This is a genomic window from Pseudomonas sp. BF-RE-22 (assembly GCF_019956155.1).
GTDB classification, from domain to species: domain Bacteria; phylum Pseudomonadota; class Gammaproteobacteria; order Pseudomonadales; family Pseudomonadaceae; genus Aquipseudomonas; species Aquipseudomonas migulae.
On the sequence record NZ_JAHBDD010000008.1, the window covers coordinates 40,958 to 60,453 of the forward strand.

Annotated in this window: 14 protein-coding genes; 8 read left to right on the top strand and 6 right to left on the bottom strand. The window is 61.3% G+C overall.

Annotation, left to right across the window (positions count from 1 at the left end):
• Positions 1–77 precede the first annotated feature (77 nt).
• Positions 78–1,415, bottom strand: coding sequence for a lysine N(6)-hydroxylase/L-ornithine N(5)-oxygenase family protein (locus KGA82_RS05400; protein ID WP_008032337.1), 1,338 nt, complete (start codon positions 1,413–1,415; stop codon positions 78–80).
• 149 nt (positions 1,416–1,564) lie between these two features.
• Entirely contained in the window at positions 1,565–2,044 is a 480-nt protein-coding gene (locus tag KGA82_RS05405) for a sigma-70 family RNA polymerase sigma factor (protein ID WP_008032335.1), read from the bottom strand.
• Between the two features lie 514 nt (positions 2,045–2,558).
• Here KGA82_RS05405 and KGA82_RS05410 point away from each other — a divergent pair.
• The 3 genes from KGA82_RS05410 to KGA82_RS05420 are packed head-to-tail and all read left to right on the top strand — an operon-like array spanning position 2,559 to position 7,107.
• Entirely contained in the window at positions 2,559–3,731 is a 1,173-nt protein-coding gene (locus KGA82_RS05410) for an efflux RND transporter periplasmic adaptor subunit (protein ID WP_223449800.1), read from the top strand.
• Positions 3,732–5,705 (top strand): MacB family efflux pump subunit, encoded by a 1,974-nt coding sequence (locus KGA82_RS05415; protein WP_207286032.1) that lies wholly within the window; start codon positions 3,732–3,734, stop codon positions 5,703–5,705.
• 7 nt (positions 5,706–5,712) lie between these two features.
• Complete coding sequence (locus KGA82_RS05420; RefSeq protein ID WP_223449801.1) at positions 5,713–7,107, top strand: efflux transporter outer membrane subunit; 1,395 nt, start codon at positions 5,713–5,715, stop codon at positions 7,105–7,107.
• Positions 7,108–7,267: 160 nt separating this feature from the next.
• On the opposite strand, the gene KGA82_RS05425 is transcribed toward KGA82_RS05420, so the two are convergent.
• On the bottom strand, positions 7,268–8,896 hold the full coding sequence (locus tag KGA82_RS05425; protein WP_223449802.1) for a PvdJ/PvdD/PvdP-like protein: 1,629 nt from the start codon (positions 8,894–8,896) through the stop codon (positions 7,268–7,270).
• A 260-nt stretch (positions 8,897–9,156) separates the two neighbouring features.
• Here KGA82_RS05425 and pvdM point away from each other — a divergent pair, with 260 nt between their 5' ends.
• The 5 genes from pvdM (at position 9,157) to KGA82_RS05450 (ending at position 17,059) form a co-directional block, all read left to right on the top strand.
• Positions 9,157–10,506 (top strand): pyoverdine-tailoring dipeptidase-like protein PvdM, encoded by a 1,350-nt coding sequence (gene pvdM / locus KGA82_RS05430; protein ID WP_223449808.1) that lies wholly within the window; start codon positions 9,157–9,159, stop codon positions 10,504–10,506.
• 28 nt (positions 10,507–10,534) lie between these two features.
• The gene (locus KGA82_RS05435) at positions 10,535–11,815 is read left to right on the top strand and encodes an aminotransferase class V-fold PLP-dependent enzyme (protein ID WP_223449810.1); all 1,281 of its coding nucleotides are present in this window, start codon (positions 10,535–10,537) and stop codon (positions 11,813–11,815) included.
• Positions 11,816–11,844: 29 nt separating this feature from the next.
• Complete coding sequence (locus tag KGA82_RS05440) at positions 11,845–12,750, top strand: formylglycine-generating enzyme family protein (protein ID WP_008032321.1); 906 nt, start codon at positions 11,845–11,847, stop codon at positions 12,748–12,750.
• 104 nt (positions 12,751–12,854) lie between these two features.
• On the top strand, positions 12,855–14,516 hold the full coding sequence (locus tag KGA82_RS05445; protein WP_223449816.1) for a cyclic peptide export ABC transporter: 1,662 nt from the start codon (positions 12,855–12,857) through the stop codon (positions 14,514–14,516).
• A gap of 125 nt (positions 14,517–14,641) precedes the next feature.
• Positions 14,642–17,059 carry a TonB-dependent siderophore receptor gene (locus KGA82_RS05450; protein WP_223449818.1) on the top strand — a complete coding sequence of 806 codons (2,418 nt, stop codon included), beginning with the start codon at positions 14,642–14,644 and terminating at the stop codon, positions 17,057–17,059.
• 98 nt (positions 17,060–17,157) lie between these two features.
• Here the strand turns inward: KGA82_RS05450 and KGA82_RS05455 are convergent, their stop codons facing one another.
• The 3 genes from KGA82_RS05455 to KGA82_RS05465 form a co-directional block, all read right to left on the bottom strand.
• Positions 17,158–17,349 carry an antitoxin gene (locus KGA82_RS05455; protein ID WP_223449819.1) on the bottom strand — a complete coding sequence of 64 codons (192 nt, stop codon included), beginning with the start codon at positions 17,347–17,349 and terminating at the stop codon, positions 17,158–17,160.
• Between the two features lie 104 nt (positions 17,350–17,453).
• Positions 17,454–18,149 (bottom strand): DUF1963 domain-containing protein, encoded by a 696-nt coding sequence (locus KGA82_RS05460; RefSeq protein ID WP_207286022.1) that lies wholly within the window; start codon positions 18,147–18,149, stop codon positions 17,454–17,456.
• A 376-nt stretch (positions 18,150–18,525) separates the two neighbouring features.
• A complete protein-coding gene (locus tag KGA82_RS05465) occupies positions 18,526–19,491 on the bottom strand; it encodes an alpha/beta hydrolase (protein ID WP_223449821.1) in 966 nt (321 codons plus the stop codon).
• Between the last annotated feature and the right edge of the window lie 5 nt (positions 19,492–19,496).

A 19,496-nucleotide genomic window follows, 5' to 3' on the forward strand; every position in this document is an offset into this window, starting at 1 on the left:
CCGGCTCCTACAGGTGATCGCGTTCCCCTGTAGGAGCCGGCTTGCTGGCGATGGCGACCGAACAGACGCCGCAGAATTTAGCTGGCAGTCGCCAACAGCAGGTCCACCACCGAACGGCCATGCCCACGGTGCTTGCCATGCTCATACAAAGACCCGGCAATCTCATCCGCGCGAATCGGCAGGATCGACAACAGGGTGTCGCTCAAACCATGGCTCGCCTGGCAGAAGCCCTGCATGTAGATGCCGGCCTTGCAGCGTTCGTCGGTGATCAGCTTGTAGTTGCGGTCCACCTCGAAATCACCGAGGTACTGCTCCAGCGGCGCCAGCAGTTTGCGGTGCATCTGACGCTCATAACCGGTGGCCAGTACCACGGCGTCGTAATGCCGAACCGTGACTTCGCCGGTGGCGTTGTTACGCACTGCCAGTTCGATGCCGCGCTCGGTGGCGGTGGCTTTTTCAATAGTGGTCAGGGTGCGGAAGGCATGACGCGCGATACCCGAGACTTTCTGGCGATAGAAGATCCCGTAGATGCGTTCGATCAGGTCAATGTCCACCACCGAATAGTTGGTGTTGTGGTACTCGTTGACCAGACGCTCGCGCTCGCTGCTCGCCTGCTGGAACACCAGGTCGGTGAACTCCGGCGAGAACACTTCGTTGACGAACGGGCTGTCGTCCGCCGGTTTCAGCGCCGAGCCGCGCAGGATCATGTCGACCTGCACCGACGGGAAGCTGTCGTTCAAATCGATGAAGGCTTCCGCCGCGCTCTGCCCGCCGCCGATGATCGCGATGCTCATCGGTTGATTGTTCACGCACGGCTGCTTGGCCATCTGCGCCAGGTACTGCGAATGATGGAACACCCGACCGTCATCCTTCAGCGCCTTGAACGCTTCGGGAATGCGCGGTGTACCACCGGCGCTGACCACCACCGAGCGGGCGGTGCGCACGTGTTGCTGGCCTTGGGTATCGCGGGAGATCACGCGCAACGCTTCGACCTGCTGGTTGTGCAGCACCGGCTCGATGGTCAGCACCTCTTCGCCGTAACGGCTCTGCTCGGCGAATTGCCCGGCGACCCAGCACAGGTAGTCGTTGTACTCCATGCGGCACGGATAGAAGGTGCCGAGGTTGATGAAATCCACCAGACGACCGTGGTGCTTGAGGTAGTTGACGAAGGAATACGGGCTGGTCGGATTGCGCAGGGTCACCAGGTCCTTGAGGAAGGAAATCTGCAATTCGCTCTGGGTCACCAGAGTGTTGCCGTGCCAGCGATAGTCCGCCTGCTTGTCGAGAAACAGTACATCCAGCTCGCCCTGGCTCGGCCCGCGCTCTTGCAGTGCGATGGCCAGCGCCAGGTTCGAAGGGCCGAAACCGACGCCGATCAGGTCGTGAACGATGGGCGATGCAATTGCCTGTGTCATTTCCAGTGTCCTCTGGATGAACCCCTCAACAGTGGGGCGTAAGCCTAAGTGACCTGACCAGCCTTGAGCAGGACAGCAGGTCGTCTGTTGATAGGGAACGAGGACAATGAAACAAAATTTAATATTGTTTTTTTACCCAGCGGAGAAGATCAGTGGGCATCCCACTGGCGCATCCGCACGCGGCAATGCTTCATCGCATTGACGATGTGCTTCTCGACCAGCGCCCGGGAAATCCCCAGGCGTTCGGCGATTTCCGGGTGCGACAGGCCATCGATCTTGCGCAGCAGGAAACTCTCGCGGCACAGCCGTGGCAATTCCGCCAGGGCACGCTGGAGCATTTCCAGGCGTTGGCCGTGGTCGAGGCTGTTGTGCGGGGACGGGGTGAAATAGCGTTCTTCGTTGTCGAGCACTTCCAGCGATTCGACCTGACGCAAGGCATTGCGCCGATGGTCGTCGATCACCAGATTGAGCGCGGTGCGATAAAGGAATGCCCGGGGCTGCTCGATCGGCGTGTCGCTGGAACGCTCCAGAACCCGCACATAAGCGTCATGCACCACATCTTCGGCCACCTGACGGTTGCCCAGCTTGGCGTTGAGGAAACACACCAGCTCGCGATAGTAGTTTTCCAACCATGACTCCCGGCCGCAGGGGTGCGGTTTCTTTCCTTGAGCCACCGCAACGACCGCCGAAATGGGCAGTGGCACGATAGTGGCAGTTCGAGGTGCGTAATTTATAGTAATTCTCATATAGATTTAAAGTATTGCTTCATCTTGCCCGACAAATAGTCTTCGATCTGTTTAATACTCCCTGCTTGCAACCGGCTATTTTATGCACCCGATCCCCTGTAGGAGCCGGCTTGCTGGCGATGGTCGTTAACGATAACGCGTTCTGCCTGAATCAACGCGGCGCACTTTCGTCCATCGCCAGCAAGCCGGCTCCTACAAAGTTTTGTGTTGTGAATACGATCCCCGCCGCTCCCGCAATGTGATTGTGTCGGGTTGTGTCGAGAGCTAAATTCCTCGGCTCTTTCCTCGTATAAAGGACAGCTCCCCGTCTCTGTCGGCTTCCCGACAGCGTTCAACTGTTGCCGGATTTTGTGCGCAGGCTGAGCGACGGGCCGATATCCATTGGCCGGAACCCTGCATGAAACGTCCCCGACACACCCGACGCGCCCTGCTTGTAGCACTTTGTCTGATCCCCGTTATCGCCGTGGCTGCCTGGCAGGTCATCCCGCCCGGCCGAGACAAATTCGCCACCGTACAAGTCAGTCGGGGTGACATCGAAAGCAGCGTCACGGCGCTGGGCACCCTGCAACCTCGACGCTACGTCGACGTCGGTGCGCAGGCGTCCGGGCAGATCCAGAAGATCCATGTGGAAGTCGGTGACGTGATCAAGGAAGGCCAGTTGCTAGTGGAAATCGATCCGTCCACGCAACAGGCCAAACTCGACGCCGGGCGTTTTTCCGTGGAAAACCTCAAGGCGCAACTCGAGGAACAACGGGCACAGCACGAGCTGGCCCGGCAAAAGTTCCAGCGCCAGCAGAACCTCAAGGCCGGCGGCGCCACCCGCGAAGAAGACGTGCAAACCGCTCAGGCTGAACTGCGCGCCACCCAGGCGCGCATCGACATGTTCCAGGCGCAGATCCGCCAGGCCCAGGCCAGCCTGCGCAGCGATCAGGCCGAACTCGGCTACACGCGCATTTACGCGCCGATGTCCGGCACCGTGGTCGCACTCGACGCCCGGGTCGGCCAGACCCTCAACGCGCAACAGCAAACTCCGCTGATTCTGCGCATCGCCAAGTTGTCGCCGATGACAGTCTGGGCCGAAGTTTCGGAAGCCGACATCGGCCACGTCAAACCCGGCATGACGGCGTGGTTCACCACCCTCAGCGGTGGCAAGCGGCGCTGGAGCAGCACCGTGCGGCAAATCCTGCCGGTGCCGCCCAAGCCTCTGGACCAGACCAGCCAGGGCGGTGGCAGCCCGACCAGTTCGAGCAAAAGCGGCAGCGCTCGCGTGGTGCTGTACACCGTGCTGCTCGACGTCGATAACGCCGACAACGCGCTGATGGCGGAAATGACCACACAAGTGTTCTTCGTGTCCGACCAGGCGAAAGACGTGCTCACGGCGCCCATCGCTGCGCTGCAAGGCGGCACGCAACCGAACATCCAGACCGCCCAGGTCGTCGCCAAAAACGGCCGCATCGAGCAACGCGAGGTGCACACCGGCATCAGCGATCGTCTTAGAGTGCAAATCCTCGACGGCTTGCAGGATGGCGATCACCTGTTGATCGGCCCGGTCGACGGGAGTGGCGGCTGAATGCAGACGCCCCTGATCGACCTGCAGGACATCCGCAAATCCTACGGCGGCGGCGATTCACCTGAAGTTCACGTGTTGCGCGGCATCGACCTGTCGATCCATGCCGGGGAGTTCGTGGCGATTGTCGGCGCGTCCGGTTCCGGCAAGTCGACGCTGATGAACATCCTCGGCTGCCTCGACCGTCCGACGTCCGGCGAATACCGCTTCGCCGGAGAGAACGTCGCCGGGCTCGACAGCGATGAGCTGGCCTGGCTGCGCCGCGAAGCCTTTGGTTTTGTGTTCCAGGGCTATCACCTGATTCCGTCCGGCTCAGCCCAGGAAAATGTCGAGATGCCGGCGATCTACGCAGGCACCCCGGCCGCCGAACGCCACGCCCGCGCTGCCGCCCTGCTCGACCGCCTCGGCCTCGCCTCGCGCACCGGCAACCGCCCGCATCAACTCTCCGGCGGCCAGCAACAACGCGTATCCATCGCTCGCGCCTTGATGAACGGCGGCCACATCATCCTCGCCGACGAACCCACCGGCGCCCTCGACAGCCACAGCGGTGCCGAGGTGATGACGCTGCTGGATGAACTGGCAAGCCAGGGCCACGTGGTGATCCTCATCACCCACGACCGCGAAGTCGCGGCCCGGGCCAAACGCATCATCGAAATCCGCGACGGGCTGATCATCAGCGACAGCGCCCACGACAACCCCGACGTACAAACCTCGGCCAACCCCGGCGCCCTGCAAGCCGTGGATTTGCGCAAGCGCCTGAGCGAAGGCGCGGAGGCCACCGGTGCCTGGAAAGGCGAACTGGTGGACGCCGTACACGCGGCCTGGCGGGTGATGTGGATCAACAAGTTTCGCACCGCGCTGACCCTGCTCGGGATCATCATCGGCGTCGCGTCGGTGGTGGTGATGCTCGCCGTCGGTGAAGGCAGCAAGCGCCAGGTGATGGCGCAGATGGGCGCGTTCGGCTCGAACATCATTTACCTCAGCGGCTCGGCACCGAACCCGCGAACACCGCTGGGCATCATCACCCTCGATGACGTCGCGGCGGTCGGCAGCCTGCCGCAGGTGACGCGCATCATGCCGGTCAACGGCCAGGAGGCCGGGGTGCGCTTCGGCAACCTCGACCACTTGAGCTACGTCGGCGGCAACGACACCAATTTCCCGGCGATCTTCAATTGGCCGGTGGTGGAAGGCAGCTATTTCACCCAGGACGATGAACGCAACGCGGCGGCCGTCGCGGTGATCGGGCACAAGGTGCGGAGCAAATTGCTCAAGGACGTGGCCAACCCGATCGGCCAGTACATCCTGATCGAAAACGTGCCGTTCCAGGTGGTCGGCGTGCTTGCGGAAAAAGGTGCCAGCTCCGGTGACAGCGACAGCGACGACCGCATCGCCATCCCCTATTCCGCCGCGAGTGTGCGGCTGTTTGGCACCCACAACCCCGAATACGTGGCCATCGCGGCGGCTGATGCGCGCAAGGTCAAAGAGACGGAAACCGCCATCGAGCAGTTGATGTTGCGCCTGCACGACGGCAAAAAGGATTTCGAACTGACCAACAACGCAGCGATGATTCAGGCCGAAGCGCGCACGCAAAACACCCTGTCGCTGATGCTCGGTTCGATCGCCGCGATTTCGCTGTTGGTGGGCGGGATTGGCGTGATGAACATCATGCTCATGACCGTGCGCGAACGCACCCGCGAGATCGGCATCCGCATGGCCACCGGCGCCCGTCAGCGCGACATCCTGCGGCAGTTCCTCACCGAAGCGGTGATGCTCTCGGTGGTCGGCGGCCTCGCCGGCATTGCCCTGGCGCTGATCGTCGGCGGCGTGCTGATTCTCAGCGAAGTGGCCGTCGCGTTCTCTTTGATAGCAGTACTCGGTGCCTTCGGCTGCGCCCTGGTCACCGGTGTTGTCTTCGGCTTCATGCCGGCCCGCAAAGCTGCCCGGCTCGACCCGGTCACGGCCCTTACCAGTGAATGATCGATCTATGAAAGCGCCACTCAGCCTGTTGACCCTCTGCGTGTTGCTCAGCGCGTGCGCCAACCCGGACTCGCGCCCGGACAGTGGCCTGCAGCCGCCGCCCTCCTGGCAGTCGGCACACCATGAAAACGCCTTGATGCAGAACGCCCAGTGGTGGACGCACTTTGGCAGCCCGCAGCTCGATCAACTGATTGAACAGGCCCGCGTCGGCAGTTATGACCTGGCGGCGGCACTGGCCCGGGTTCGCCAGGCCCAGGCCACCACCGTGATCGCCGGCGGTTCGCTGTTGCCGGAAGTGAAGGCCGCCGGGAACGCCAACCGCCAGAAGCTGATGCGCGGCAACGGCTACAGCCAACTGGACGCCGACGACAGCAACAAGGCGGTGGATTACTTCGACGCCAGCCTCAGCGCCAGTTATGAAATCGATTTCTGGGGCGGCCAGCGCGCCTCCCGCGACAGTGCGCAATTCGGCCTGCAAGCCAGTGAGTTCGATCGCGACACGGTTGAGTTGACGCTGCTCAGTGCGGTTGCCAGCACCTACGCGCAAGCGTTGTCATTGCAGGAACAGCACCGTATCGCGCAGCTCAATCTGGCGAACGCGCAGAAGGTTTTGAACCTGGTACAAACCCGCTTCGACTCAGGCTCTGCCACGGCACTGGAACTGGCCCAGCAAAAAAGCCTGGTGGCCGCGCAACAACGGCAGTTGCCGCTGGTGCAGCAACAAGCCGAAGAAGCGCGGATCACCCTCGCCGCCCTCCTCGGCCGTCCGGTTCAGGAGCTGAAGCTCGACGATCAGCGCTTCGACCAGCTCAGTTGGCCGGTCATCGGTGCGGGTGTGCCCAGCGATTTGCTCAACCGTCGCCCGGACATCGCTCGCGCCGAAGCGCAGCTGGCAGCCGCACGCGCCGATGTGACCGTGGCCCGGGCGAAAATGCTGCCCACCGTGACATTGAGTGCCCAGATCGGTTCTGGCGCCGACACCTTCAACGATGTGCTGCGCAGCCCGTTCTACAACCTCACCGCCGGATTGGTCGCGCCGATTTTCAACAATGGTCGCCTGGGCGCCGAACGCGACAAGGCCACGGCGCGCCAGGAAGAGCTGCTGGAAACCTACCGTGGCGCGATCATCAACGGCTTTGCCGACGTGGAAAAAGCCCTGACCGGCATTCGCGGACTGGACGCCCAGCGCCAATGGCAAAGTGAAGAATTGAATCAGGCGCAAACGGCTTTCGACATTGCGCAAAGCCGCTATCAGGCCGGGGCCGAGGATTTGCTGACGGTGCTGGAGACCCAGCGCACGCTGTATGCCGCGCAGGATTTGAATGTGCAGCTGCGGTTGGCGAGGTTGCAGGCGAGTGTTGCGTTGTACAAGGCGCTTGGGGGTGGGTGGCAGGTGTTGTGATTGTATTGATAGCGATGGCCCCTTCGCGGGCAAGTCGAATCGTCGCACCGCTCGCCCCTACAGGTTAAGTGTCATGCCCCAATCATGCGGCACACCTGAATCCTGTAGGAGCGAGCGGTGCGACGATTCGACTTGCCCGCGAAGAACGATAACGCGGTAATCAAACCGGACTCTGTTTAGCCTTCAAATTCCGCGCATACCAAGGCCGTTGCGGCACCTTGCGGAACAGGTCTTCCAACTTTTTCTCGTCTTCACCAAAGGTAATCCGCAGCGCCAGTTTCATGGTTTCCGGGTCCATTTCCACCGACTTGCCCGCCTGCAACCCCGGTGTGGTGTTGCAGCCATGGGTGCTCGGGCCGAGCCACGGATCGTCGATCTCGACCCAGCGACCGGGCGCAAACCACGGCACACCATTGACCTCCAGCCGACGGACTTCCCCCGGATGAAAGCGCTCGTGCGCACGGAACCAGTCTTCGAGACGGTCATCGATCCAGCCATGGAAATGCCAGAACACCGGGTTCACATGGGAGGAAAACGGGTCGCCAAGAAAGTCGTTTTCCGCCGCGAACCAACGGGCGGAAAAGTCCGCGGTGTCCCGCGCGAACGGCACAGGCTGGCCATTGGACGGATCACGGGGCACCGACGCCCAGCGCATGTGCAGCCAGTCATGCAGCCCGAGTTCAACCTCGGAACCGAACTGCCCCAAGGTCAATTTCGACAAGTAACGCGGGTCACGGTATCGCGACTCCCAGACCTGAAAATTGCTGTGGTAGGTCTCGGCGGTCTTGAGATCGGCCACCCACTGCGAGTATTCGTCATCGTCTTCGGCGCGCCAGGCCGGCGGCAAAGCGGTGCCGTCGTGGTTGTCGAAGTAACGGGCAAAGGCCTGGCGATCACGCACCAGTTCCGGTTGCGGCAACGGAAATTGCTGCCACGACGGCAAGTCTTGCAGGGAGCGCGCGGTGCCGAGCATGTGCCGGTGCATGAAGAAAAAGTCGATGCCCGAGCCATTGCGGTCCTTGCGCGGTCCGCGCGCATCGCGCTCCTTGTCTCGAAGCCCCGGCTGCCAGCCGATGCCGCGCAAGGCGTTGCGCTTGTCTTCGGACAAGGTGTGCCATTTGTCGCGGGAGGCGTGCCAGAGCTGATGGAACAAGCGGTGCTCGGGCGAAATCAGCCACGCCAGCAACGCCGGGCCCAGGCCCGTGCGCTCGCGTGCTTCAGGGAACACCTGTTTGACTGCGACGAAACGGTTGTCCTGAGCGGTCAGGGCCAACGGACGATCCAGACGCAGCACACGCCCACTCAAGGTGCCGCTGCCGGCATTGCCGAACGCGGCCCAGACTTCGTCCAGCTTGAAGGTGAATTCGTAGTCCGGCGTCCCCGTCGGGGATCGGGAATCGATCAGTCGCCAGCTCAGCTCTTTGTTATCTATGCCCGCCAGATCGCCGAGGACGCGATAGCGCGGCGGCGGTGCGGCACGCAGCGCCTCGAAAGTATCGAGAAAACCGTTGAGCCCACGGCCCTTGTGACCGACGTCGAGCAGCAGTTGCAAGCCCTCGCGAGGCAAGCCGTCGAGCCCCGCGTCACGCCCCTCGAAGCGAATGTCCCAGACGCCCTGCAAGGTGCTGGCCAAACGCTGACCGGCCACATCCGCGACGTCGAATGACGCTTCGCCGGGGGTAATGGTCGGGTCCGGTTTTGTCAGTTCGCGATGCCCGTAATACGCCGCAGGCAGGGCGGCACCGGTCAGTGCCAGACCCGCCAGGAACCATCGTCGAGAAATCGTCATTGCCCTACCTGTGTCAGCCATGGAGCAGGCTTTATCCAAGCTAGAACGTTTGTTGCCTCGACAAATTTAAGAGCTTCGCGGGCAAGCCTCGCTCCTACAGGTCGGCATACAAACCCTGTAGGAGCGAGCGGTGCGGCGATCCGACTTGCCCGCGAAGAGGCCTTCAGCCGCACTAAATTTCCCACTCGGCCACTCGTTCTTCCCAGATAGCAAAGGCCCCCGCGCCTGCACCCTCGACGGCGAACCTGACTGAGATGGCAATGACAAAACCTCGTTCGAAAAAGGCTCTTTTCATTGGCCTGCCCCTGGCGCTGGCCATCGCTGGCGCGGCAGGGTTTGCGGCCTGGGATTACTGGCTCAACGACAACCCCGGCTACCCGGTCGCGGTGATGAAACAGGCCGATGAACTGCAAGAACGCATCCTCTCGTTCGACAGCCACATCACCGTGCCCATGGATTTCGGCACCGCCGAAAACGAGGCCGACAAGGACGGCAGCGGCCAGTTCGACCTGGTCAAGACAGCGCGTGGTCGCCTGTCCGGCGCGGCGCTGACCATTTTCGGCTGGCCCGAAATCTGGAACGGCGACAACGCCCCGCACCGCCCGACCGCCGGGTTCATCGACGAAGCCCGTCACGAGCAGGAGACCCGCTACAAAATCATCACCACCCTGGTGCGCGACTTCCCCAATCAGGTGGCCATTGCCTACACCCCGGACGATTTCCGACGCCTGCACGGCGAGGGCAAGTTCGCCGTGTTCATCAGCATGCTCAACGCCTACCCGCTGGGCAACGACGTCAACGCCCTGGATAAGTGGGCCGCGCGCGGAATGCGCATGTTCGGTTTCAGTTACGTGGGCAACAACGCCTGGGCCGATTCGTCCCGGCCGCTGCCGTTTTTCAATGATTCCCGTGATGCGCTGGGCGGCCTGTCAGAGCTGGGCAAACAAGCGGTGCATCGCCTGAACGACCTCGGGGTCATCATCGATGTGTCGCAAATGTCGACCAAAGCGCTGGAACAAGTCAGCCAATTGAGCCGCGCGCCGATGGTCGCCTCGCACTCGGCGCCACGGGCGCTGGTGGACATCCCGCGCAACCTCAGCGACAGCGAAATGCAGCTGATCAAGAACAGCGGCGGCGTGGTGCAGATCGTCGGCTTCCCGACCTACATCAAGCCGCTGAGCCAGGGCACCCAGGACAAACTCAACGCCCTGCGTGCGCGTTTCGACCTGCAACCGCTGCAAGGCCTGGAGATGGCGCTGATGCCGGGCGACCCGGTGATCACCGTGTGGTCGGAACAGCGTTTCGGCGACTACGCCAGTCAGCTCTACGGCATTGTCGATGAAGAACCCAAGGCCACCCTCAAGGATTACGGCGACGCCATCGACTACGCCGTGAAAAAAATCGGCATCGATCACGTCGGCATCAGCTCCGACTTCAACGACGGTGGCGGCCTGAACGGCTGGAAAGACGTCAGCGAGGCACGCAACGTGACCGCCGAACTGATCAGCCGCGGCTACAGCGAAGCCGACATCGCCAAGCTCTGGGGCGGCAATTTCCTGCGCGTCTGGGATCAGGTGCAGAAGTCCTCCAGACCCGTCGCCAAACACTGACATTCACCTTGCCAAGCGAACCGAATTCATGACCAACCGTCGTACTTTCCTCAAGCAGGCCGGCATTGTCGCGGCCGCCATTCCCTTGGGTTCAGCGGTCAGCTTGCCGGCGCTGGCAGCCACGCCGGCACCGCTGCCCAAAGACAAATGGGCGCAGTTTCGCCAGCTGTTCAATCAGGATCCCGATTACCTGCACTTCGCCAACTTCCTGGTGACCTCACACCCTCGCCCCGTGCGCGAAGCCATCGAGATGCACCGCGCCAACCTCGACCGCAACCCCGGCCTGGCGATGGACTGGCATCGCGGCGAAACCGAACGCCGCGAAGAAGACGTTCGCGTGTGGGCCGGCCATTACTTGAAAGCCAAGCCTTCGCAGATCGCCCTGACCGGCAGCACCACCGAAGGCCTGGCGATGATTTACGCCGGCATTCACGTGCGTCCGGATCAGGAAATCCTGACCAGCGAACATGAGCACTACGCCGCCAACAGCGTGTTTGAATTCCGCACGCAAAAGGACGGAACCAAGGTTCGTAAAATCAAATTGTTCAAAGACCCGCACAAGGTTTCGACGAAAGAAATACTGGCCTCCATTGCCCGCAACATTCGCCCCGAGACTCGCGTGCTCGGCATGACCTGGGTGCATTCCGGCAGCGGTGTGAAGCTGCCCATCGGCGAGATCGGCAAACTGGTCGCCGAGAAAAACCGCGACCGCCAGGAAAAGGATCGCATCCTGTATGTGGTCGATGGCGTCCACGGCTTCGGCGTGGAAAACCTCGATTTCCCGGACATGCATTGCGACTACTTCATCGCCGGCACCCACAAATGGATGTTCGGCCCACGGGGCACCGGGATCATCTGCGCGCGCTCCGATGACATGAAGGACCTCACGCCGACCATCCCGACATTCTCCGAAGCGACCACGTTTTCGACCGTGATGACCTACGGCGGCTATCACTCGTTTGAACACCGCTGGGCGCTGACCGAAGCGTTCAAGTTGCATCTGGACCTGGGCAAGGCCGAGGTTCAGGCGCGCATCCATGAAATCAACAGCTACCTGAAAAAGCGCTTGCAGGAGCATCCGTCGGTGGAGCTCGTCACGCCGTTGTCGCCTGAGTATTCCGCCGGCTTCACGTTCTTCCGGATCAAGAACCGCGACTGCGAAGAAGTCGCCAATTTCCTGATGGACCAGCGCGTGGTCTGCGATGCCGTGGACCGCGATGTCGGCCCGATCATTCGCCTGTCGCCGGGCCTGCTCAACACCGAGGCGCACATCGACCGCGTCATGACGTTGTTGGCCAGCAAGCTCTGAAACACCGATTTCCTTTAGCGAGAATGCATATGAAAAACATCCTGCACAGACTCGGGTTGTCGCTCCCACAACTCGGGGCACTGACAATCCTGGCATTGCTCGGCACCGCGTTGCCCGGCGCCGCCCAGGCCACCACCGCACCGCTGCCGGGCAAGGTGTTCAAGGATTGCCGCAACTGCCCGGAAATGGTGGTGCTGCCCGCCGGCACCTTCACCATGGGCACACCGGAAGGTGAAGTCGGTCGCGAACCCGATGAAGGCCCGATGCACGAAGTGACGTTCGACAAGCCGTTCGCCATGAGCCGTTACCAGATCACCGCCGGCGAATGGGACCAGTACCTGAAAGAAACCGGGATCACCATTCCCGATGGCGATACGCGCCCCGGCCGCGAGTGCATCAACAGCAAGCCGCGTTATCCACAGAGCCCGCGCCAACCGGCGGTGTGCATGAACTTTGCCGAGGTCAGCGCGTATGTCGCGTGGCTGTCGCTCAAGACCGGCCAGCACTACCACATCGTCAGCGAGGCCCAGCGCGAGTACGCCGCCCGTGCCGGTTCAACGGGGCCGTTCCCGTTCCCGTTCGATGAGGGCACCGAGTACAGCATTGCCACCCATGCCAATACTTACGGGCCAACCGACGGCTACAGCTACACCTCCCCGGCCGGCAGCTACCCGCCGAACGCCTTCGGCATGTACGACATGCACGGCAACGTCTACGAGTGGATCGCCGACTGCGAGCACAGCGATTACGTGGGCGCCCCCACCGACGGCAGTGCGTGGGTCGAACCCAACTGCGAAGCCTTGCAGATTCGCGGCAATGACTGGGGCGAAGCGCCGGTGTTCTCGCGCTCCGGCAACCGCAACAACATCTACCCGCAAACCCGTGGCGACTGGATCGGTTTCCGCGTCGTGCGTGATCTGCCGTCCAAAGGCTGACACCCCTTCCCCCCGGCCGCCGCCAGTCGGCGGCCGTCTAAATTAAACGCCTGGCCACACGTTCTTCTGGGTATCTGCCTCAAGACCCAAGAGACCTTCCTCACATGCATCTTCCCAAGACCCAGCCTGCGCGCGGTGCAATTCATGAATTGTTCACCCTCCTGAAACCGTTCCGGCTGGTGGTCAGCCTGTCGATCATTCTGGGCATGGTGGGCGGTCTGAGCGTGACGGTGTTGCTGGCCACGATCAACAATGCCCTGCATTCGCAAAGCGGCCTGACTCAAGGCGTGGTCGCACTGTTCGGCGGCCTTTGCCTGTTGGCGCTGGCGAGTTCGATCTGCTCGGACATCGGCACCAACTACGTCGGCCAGCACATCATCGCCAAGCTGCGCAAAGAGCTGGGGGAAAAGGTGCTGTCGGCGCCCATCGAACAGATCGAACGCTATCGCAGCCACCGTTTGATCCCGGTGCTGACCCATGACGTCGACACCATCAGCGACTTCGCGTTTGCCTTCGCGCCGCTGGCCATCTCCCTGACCGTGACCCTCGGCTGCATGGGCTACCTGGCGATGCTGTCGTGGCCGATGTTCCTGATGATGGTGCTGGCGATTGCCATCGGCACCGGCATCCAGTTCTACGCACAGGGCAAGGGCATCAAGGGCTTCATGGCCGCCCGTGACGCCGAAGACGAGTTGCAAAAGCATTACAACGCCATCGCCGGCGGCGCCAAGGAACTGCGCATTCACCGTCCGCGCCGCCAGCGCATGTTCACCTCGGGCATTCAGGGCACGGCGGATTTCATCTGCAACACCCAGGTGCGCTCGATCAATACCTTCGTGATCGCCAAGACGCTGGGGTCGATGCTGTTCTTCGTGGTCATCGGTCTCGCGCTGGCCCTGCAATCGTTCTGGCCCAGCGCCGACAAGTCGGTGATGAGCGGCTTCGTCCTGGTGCTGCTGTACATGAAAGGCCCTATCGAGCATCTGGTCGGCACCTTGCCGGTGGTCAGCCGGGCGCGGATTGCCTTCCGCCGCATCGCCGAACTGTCGAGCCGGTTTTCCTCGCCCGAGCCGCACTTGCTGCTCAACGACACCGGCAAAAAACCGGCCGTGGTCAACAGCCTGCAACTGGACAACGTCAGCTATGCCTTCCCGGCCGCACCGGGCAGCGAAGCGTTCCGCCTGGGGCCGGTGAACCTGACCATCGAACAGGGCGACATCATTTTCATCGTCGGCGAAAACGGCTGCGGCAAGACCACGCTGATCAAGTTGTTGCTGGGGCTTTATGCGCCGCAACAAGGCGCAATCCTGCTCAACGGCGAAGGTGTCGATGCGCAGAACCGTGACGACTACCGCCAACTGTTCACCACGATTTTTGCCGACTACTACCTGTTCGATGACGTGGTGCAGGGCGATCAGCACATTCCCGAAGACGCCAACAAATACCTGCAACGCCTGGAAATCGCGCACAAGGTCAGCGTCAAGGACGGCAGTTTCACCACCACCGACCTGTCCACCGGCCAGCGTAAACGCCTGGCACTGGTCAATGCCTGGCTGGAAGAACGCCCGGTACTGGTGTTTGACGAATGGGCGGCCGACCAGGACCCGACCTTCCGCCGGATCTTCTACACCGAGCTGCTTCCGGACCTGAAGCGCCTGGGCAAAACCATCATCGTCATCTCCCACGACGACCGCTATTTCGACATGGCCGATCAGTTGGTTCGCATGGAATCGGGCCGTGTGGTGACGGAGCGGGCGACCGCCTGAGCAGCGTTGAATCCATCTACCTCGACGATTTTCGGAGTTTGTTTTCCGGTTTCGTCGGGGTGATGCGTCTAATAATAATTATCATTAACTAAAAAAATCTGCACACCTTAGGAGCGATTTGAGCAATGCAAAGCCCTACCCTGTCCCGCGCGCCGTTGGCTCTGGCCATCGCGCCGCAAAAGAAATTCCGAACAGTCGTACCGGGTGCGTTGCTGACCCTGTTGCTGCTGGGCACCTCTCAGGTCCAGGCCGCGCCGGTGAACGTCAACGTGCCTGCGCAATCGCTGGCCAGCGCGCTGCAGCAACTGGGTCAACAGACCGACCTGCAGATTCTGTACAGCCAGGACATGGTCAACGGCCTCAAGTCCACGGCGGTTTCCGGCAATCTGGAGCCGGAACAGGCATTGAATACGTTGCTGCTGGGGAGCGGCATTACGTTTCAACTGACTGGCAACACCGTTTCGCTGATTCCGGTCGCGGGTAACTCCAGCGCGCTGCAACTGGGCGCGACCGCCATTTCCGGCGTGGCGCCGGGGCCCACCACCGAAGGCACACATTCCTACACCACCGATCAAGTCAGCATCGGCAAGGGCAACATCAAGCTCAAGGACATCCCGCAGTCGGTGTCCGTCGTCACGCGCCAGCGCATGGACGACCAGAACATGAACAGCCTGCAAGACGCGATGCGCCAGGTCACCGGCGTCACCATCAAGACCTACAACTCCGGCTCCAGCCTGAACGACGTCTACATGCGCGGCTTCCTCGTCGACCAGGTGCAGGTTGACGGCGTATCGCAACCGACCGGCCAGGGCGACATGGGCACCAGCTTCGACCTCGCGATGTACGATCGCGTCGAAGTGTTGCGCGGCCCATCCGGCCTGTATCAAGGCGCTGGCGAGCCCGGCGGTACGATCAACGTGGTGCGCAAGCGCGCCCTGAACAAATTCGCCCTCGGCGGCGAGCTGGGCGCAGGTTCCTATGACCACTACCGCTCGATGGTGGACGTCACTGGCCCGTTGAACGATCAAGGCACCGTGCGCGGTCGCTTTATCACCGCTTACGAAAACAACAAATCCTACGTCGACTCTGCCCAGAACGAACGCCCGATGGTGTACGGTCGCCTGGAATTCGACCTCGCCCCGTCCACCACCCTGTCGGTCGGCGGCGCCTACCAGCAGAACCACTCCACCCCGGCGTTCGGCTTGCCGGCCTTTGCCGACGGCAAATTGCTGGACGTGCCGCGCTCGACGTTCGTCGATGCCAAGTGGAACACCCTGAACGAGAAAGTCTGGGAGTCCTTTGCCGAGGTCGATCACGCGCTGGACAACGGTGGTCAGTTCAAGACCACTGTCACCTACCGCGACGCTGAAACGCCACAGCGAAACTTCACCTGGGCCGACGGCGCAGTCGATCGTGATACCGGTGACAGCTGGGCCGTGGCATACGACTACTACACCCACATCAAGACCATCGGTGTCGACAGCTTCGTGACCACGCCGTTCGAATTCGCCGATCGCAATCACGAGTTCACCGTAGGTGCCGAGTACCAGCACCTGGACAAAGACTTCGAATACGGTGGCGGCGAGTACTTCCCGATCAACGTCTACAATCCGGGCAGTATCGATATTCCCGAGAACAACTACGAGCGCAACAACGGTAACTGGTCCAAATCCGACCAATACGGCCTCTATACCCGCGCCAAGTTCAACGTCACCGACTGGCTCGACGTGGTGGGCGGCAGCCGCGTGAGCTGGTACGAAAGTGACGCGAAGAACTCCAACGCCTTCTTCAACAGCTTCGGCGAAGCCCACACCAGCATCAACCGCAAGGTCGTGCCTTACGGCGCCATCATCGCCAAGCTGACCCCGGAACTGTCGGCCTACGCCAGCTACACCGGCGTGTTCAAGCCACAAAGCGAGCTCGACAGCGACAATACGCCCATCGGACCGCGTAAAGGCAAGCAATATGAAGTCGGCCTCAAGCGCGAGTTCTACGACGGCCGCCTGAACGCCAGCATCGCGATGTTCCGCATCTACGATGAAAACCGTGCTCAATTCAACGCCGACACCGGTGGAAACGAAGCACAGGGCAAGGCGCGCAGCCAGGGCTGGGAAACCGAGCTGAGCGGTAACCTGACCGACAACTGGAGCATCGTCACCGGTTATGCCTTCACCACCACCAAATTGTTGAAATCTGACGACGCGACCGAAGGCAGCACTTTCAGCACCATCACGCCTAAACACAACTTCAACCTGTGGACCAAATACGAATTCGCCGACGGCCCGCTCAAAGACTTCAGCGTCGGCGGCGGTGTACGTGTGGTCAGCAAGACCTGGTACCAGCGTGAAGTGCGCTTCGAACAAAGCGGCTACGGCATCGCCACCGCGCAGGTGGGCTACAAGTTCAACGAGAACCTGTCGGCGACACTGACCGGCAACAACCTGTTTGATAAAAAGTACTACGATCGCGTGGATGCTTCGTGGGGGACTAACTTCTATGGTGACCCGCGTAATCTGACGTTGACGTTGCGGGCTAATTATTGATTGCTAAGTACGTTACATGCTGAACAATACCGGGCCGCTTGCGGCCCGGTTTTGTTTTTGGGGGGAATGGAGTTCAGCCCGCGCTTCGCGGTCGCCACTCAACCAGCATCGTGCTTGTTGCGCTTTGACTCAATGAGGGCTCGCATATCAGCCATCACCTGATCATGCGGGATATTCGGTCGTGGATCATCGAGCGAAGCTTGCACTTTGGCACGAAACCAAAGGTCGTAACTGGCAGCCTGCTCTTCGGTTTCGAACCCTGAAACAGTGGGGGAAAGTTCGGCACTCATAGTCTAGTCAGCTCCGGTGCTTATTTTTCAGCAGCCTAATGGGTATGCGGCTGGTTGTCCGCCCCTACCAAGCTGGGTGCAGGCCATTCGCTTCAGCACCCGGCCTAATAGAAGTCGTAGTAAAGCACCCACTCCCCCGTACTTTTGCTCTTCCAGAACATCAGGCTCCCGCAATCCACCACGTTCAGGTTGATTTTCGTGTCGGAGGAAATCTGGAACACGAATTCAAAATCATCACCGAGGTCCACGCCGGACTGGCAGAACGAGGGGTAGCCGCCAATCTTGTGTTCGTAGGTGTGAGTCACGAGGTCTGAGTAACTTTCTATCTCGCCCGTCCGCTGAAGGCTGCATATTTCCTCTTCAAGGTCCGCTGGCGCGCCACCGCCATCCCACAGTGGAAAGTCCTCTGCGACCCGTTCGGCCAGCAACGGAAAGGGCTTGAGGTATGAACCTGCTACCGGCAGCTCTTTGCGGACAAGTACATCGTCAAATCCGTACTCCCTGATCAGCCAGTTGTTCCCCATCGGGTCCAGCGCTTCTGGCAAGGGACTGGAAACAAACAAGGTAAGGACGCGAACGCCGTCCAGCGCCGGACTGTTAAACGGCAGGCTGGGGAGGTGGAATTGTGCAAAGGGATGCAGTTCAGCTCCGGCGTCGTTTCTCGGGACGCCTTCATCCGGGCGAAACAGGAATACGTTTCCAAGCCAGCTTTCGTCATCCCCATGGGTGGGACGAAATCCGCCAGCGACGAATTTTGTAGCGGGTCTGGCCAAGCGTCTTTTGATTTCCTGGATGTTCATACCGGTACATCACTCCATTGCCAACTGCAGGGAGCCACAACGCTATACGGCGAACGTCCGAGCGCCAACCCTAAAAAGATGTCGGAAATTTCCCCGGAATTTTCGCGTTTTACCTCGGGTGTAGGAAGCCGGTGAATGGCGCGGTAGGCGGTCAGTCAGACCGCGTTATCGTTTATCGCCAGCAAGCCGGCTCCTACAGGCGATCCGGACGACACGGTTTGTCTGGTTCACCGCGGTGATGCCATCGCCGGCAAGCCGGCTCCTACAGGAATTGCGTAGGTTGTAGGAGCCAGCTTGCTGGCGATGCAGGCGACACGGTTTGTCTGGTTCACCGCGGCGGGGCCATCGCCGGCAAGCCGGCTCCTACAGATCACGATTAACCCAGGCTTTCTGTGATCTGCGCCGCCAGTTGCTCCAGCATCGCCGGTACTTCCTGGACCATCTCCCCCATCCGTGCGAAGTCGTGGGTCATTCCGGCTTTCACGTCCAGCACTACGGGTTGTCCGGCGGCACGCAATTTTTCAGCCCAGGCCAGGCCTTCATCCAGCAACGGGTCGTATTCGGCCAGCCACAGTACGGTCGGTGTCAGCCCTTGCAGGGTCTCGGCGAACAACGGGGAAAAGCGCCAGTCGCGGCGATCATCAATGCCGCGTTGATATTGCTGATAGAACCATTCCAGCGTGGTCGCTTCCAGCAGGTAGCCTTCAGCGAAACGTGCAAGCGACGGGCGTTTTTCCACGGCGTCGATCACCGGGTACAACAGCACTTGCAGCCGTGGCGTGAGCAGCCAGGCCTGCGGGTCCTGGGCGATAGCAATCGACAAGGACGCCACCAGGCTGCCGCCGACGCTGTCTCCCGCCAATGCGATACGAGCCGGGTCCAGCCCGAGGGCACCGGCGCCGGTGGTGGCGAGCCAGCGCGTCACGTCTTCGGCATCCTCGTAGGCGACAGGAAAACGGTGTTCCGGGGCCAGTCGATAATCCGCCGACAGCACCGCAAAACCACCCGCCAGTGCCAGTCGGCGGCACAGGGTGTCGTGGGAATCGAGGCTGCCGACCACGTAACCGCCGCCATGGAAATACAGCAGCACCGGGCGCTCCTGCGTGCCCAGCGACGGCCGAGCGTAGAGGCGAGCATTGAGCAGATGGCCGTCGCGGGCCGGAATGCTGACCGCAGTCACGGTCAGCGCGCCCATCGGTGCGGCGTCGAGCAGCTGCGAGGTTTGTTCGAATTGCTGGCGCGCTTCGGTCGGGTCCAGCTCGTGCATGGGCAGGCTTTTGCCGGTGAGGCGGCCGAACTCGGCCAGCTCTAGAAAACCTTCGATGTCCGGGTGCAGTGCCATGGGCG

What these genes read in the sequence shown, in the direction of transcription:
- KGA82_RS05435 (WP_223449810.1), top strand. Translation starts at nt 10,535, where the DNA reads ATGACCAACCGTCGTACTTTCCTCAAGCAGGCCGGCATTGTCGCGGCC.
- KGA82_RS05415 (WP_207286032.1), top strand. Translation starts at nt 3,732, where the DNA reads ATGCAGACGCCCCTGATCGACCTGCAGGACATCCGCAAATCCTACGGC.
- KGA82_RS05450 (WP_223449818.1), top strand. Translation starts at nt 14,642, where the DNA reads ATGCAAAGCCCTACCCTGTCCCGCGCGCCGTTGGCTCTGGCCATCGCG.
- KGA82_RS05465 (WP_223449821.1), bottom strand. Translation starts at nt 19,491, where the DNA reads ATGGCACTGCACCCGGACATCGAAGGTTTTCTAGAGCTGGCCGAGTTC.
- KGA82_RS05425 (WP_223449802.1), bottom strand. Translation starts at nt 8,896, where the DNA reads ATGACGATTTCTCGACGATGGTTCCTGGCGGGTCTGGCACTGACCGGT.
- KGA82_RS05460 (WP_207286022.1), bottom strand. Translation starts at nt 18,149, where the DNA reads ATGAACATCCAGGAAATCAAAAGACGCTTGGCCAGACCCGCTACAAAA.
- KGA82_RS05445 (WP_223449816.1), top strand. Translation starts at nt 12,855, where the DNA reads ATGCATCTTCCCAAGACCCAGCCTGCGCGCGGTGCAATTCATGAATTG.
- KGA82_RS05455 (WP_223449819.1), bottom strand. Translation starts at nt 17,349, where the DNA reads ATGAGTGCCGAACTTTCCCCCACTGTTTCAGGGTTCGAAACCGAAGAG.
- KGA82_RS05440 (WP_008032321.1), top strand. Translation starts at nt 11,845, where the DNA reads ATGAAAAACATCCTGCACAGACTCGGGTTGTCGCTCCCACAACTCGGG.
- pvdM (WP_223449808.1), top strand. Translation starts at nt 9,157, where the DNA reads ATGACAAAACCTCGTTCGAAAAAGGCTCTTTTCATTGGCCTGCCCCTG.
- KGA82_RS05410 (WP_223449800.1), top strand. Translation starts at nt 2,559, where the DNA reads ATGAAACGTCCCCGACACACCCGACGCGCCCTGCTTGTAGCACTTTGT.
- KGA82_RS05420 (WP_223449801.1), top strand. Translation starts at nt 5,713, where the DNA reads ATGAAAGCGCCACTCAGCCTGTTGACCCTCTGCGTGTTGCTCAGCGCG.
- KGA82_RS05400 (WP_008032337.1), bottom strand. Translation starts at nt 1,415, where the DNA reads ATGACACAGGCAATTGCATCGCCCATCGTTCACGACCTGATCGGCGTC.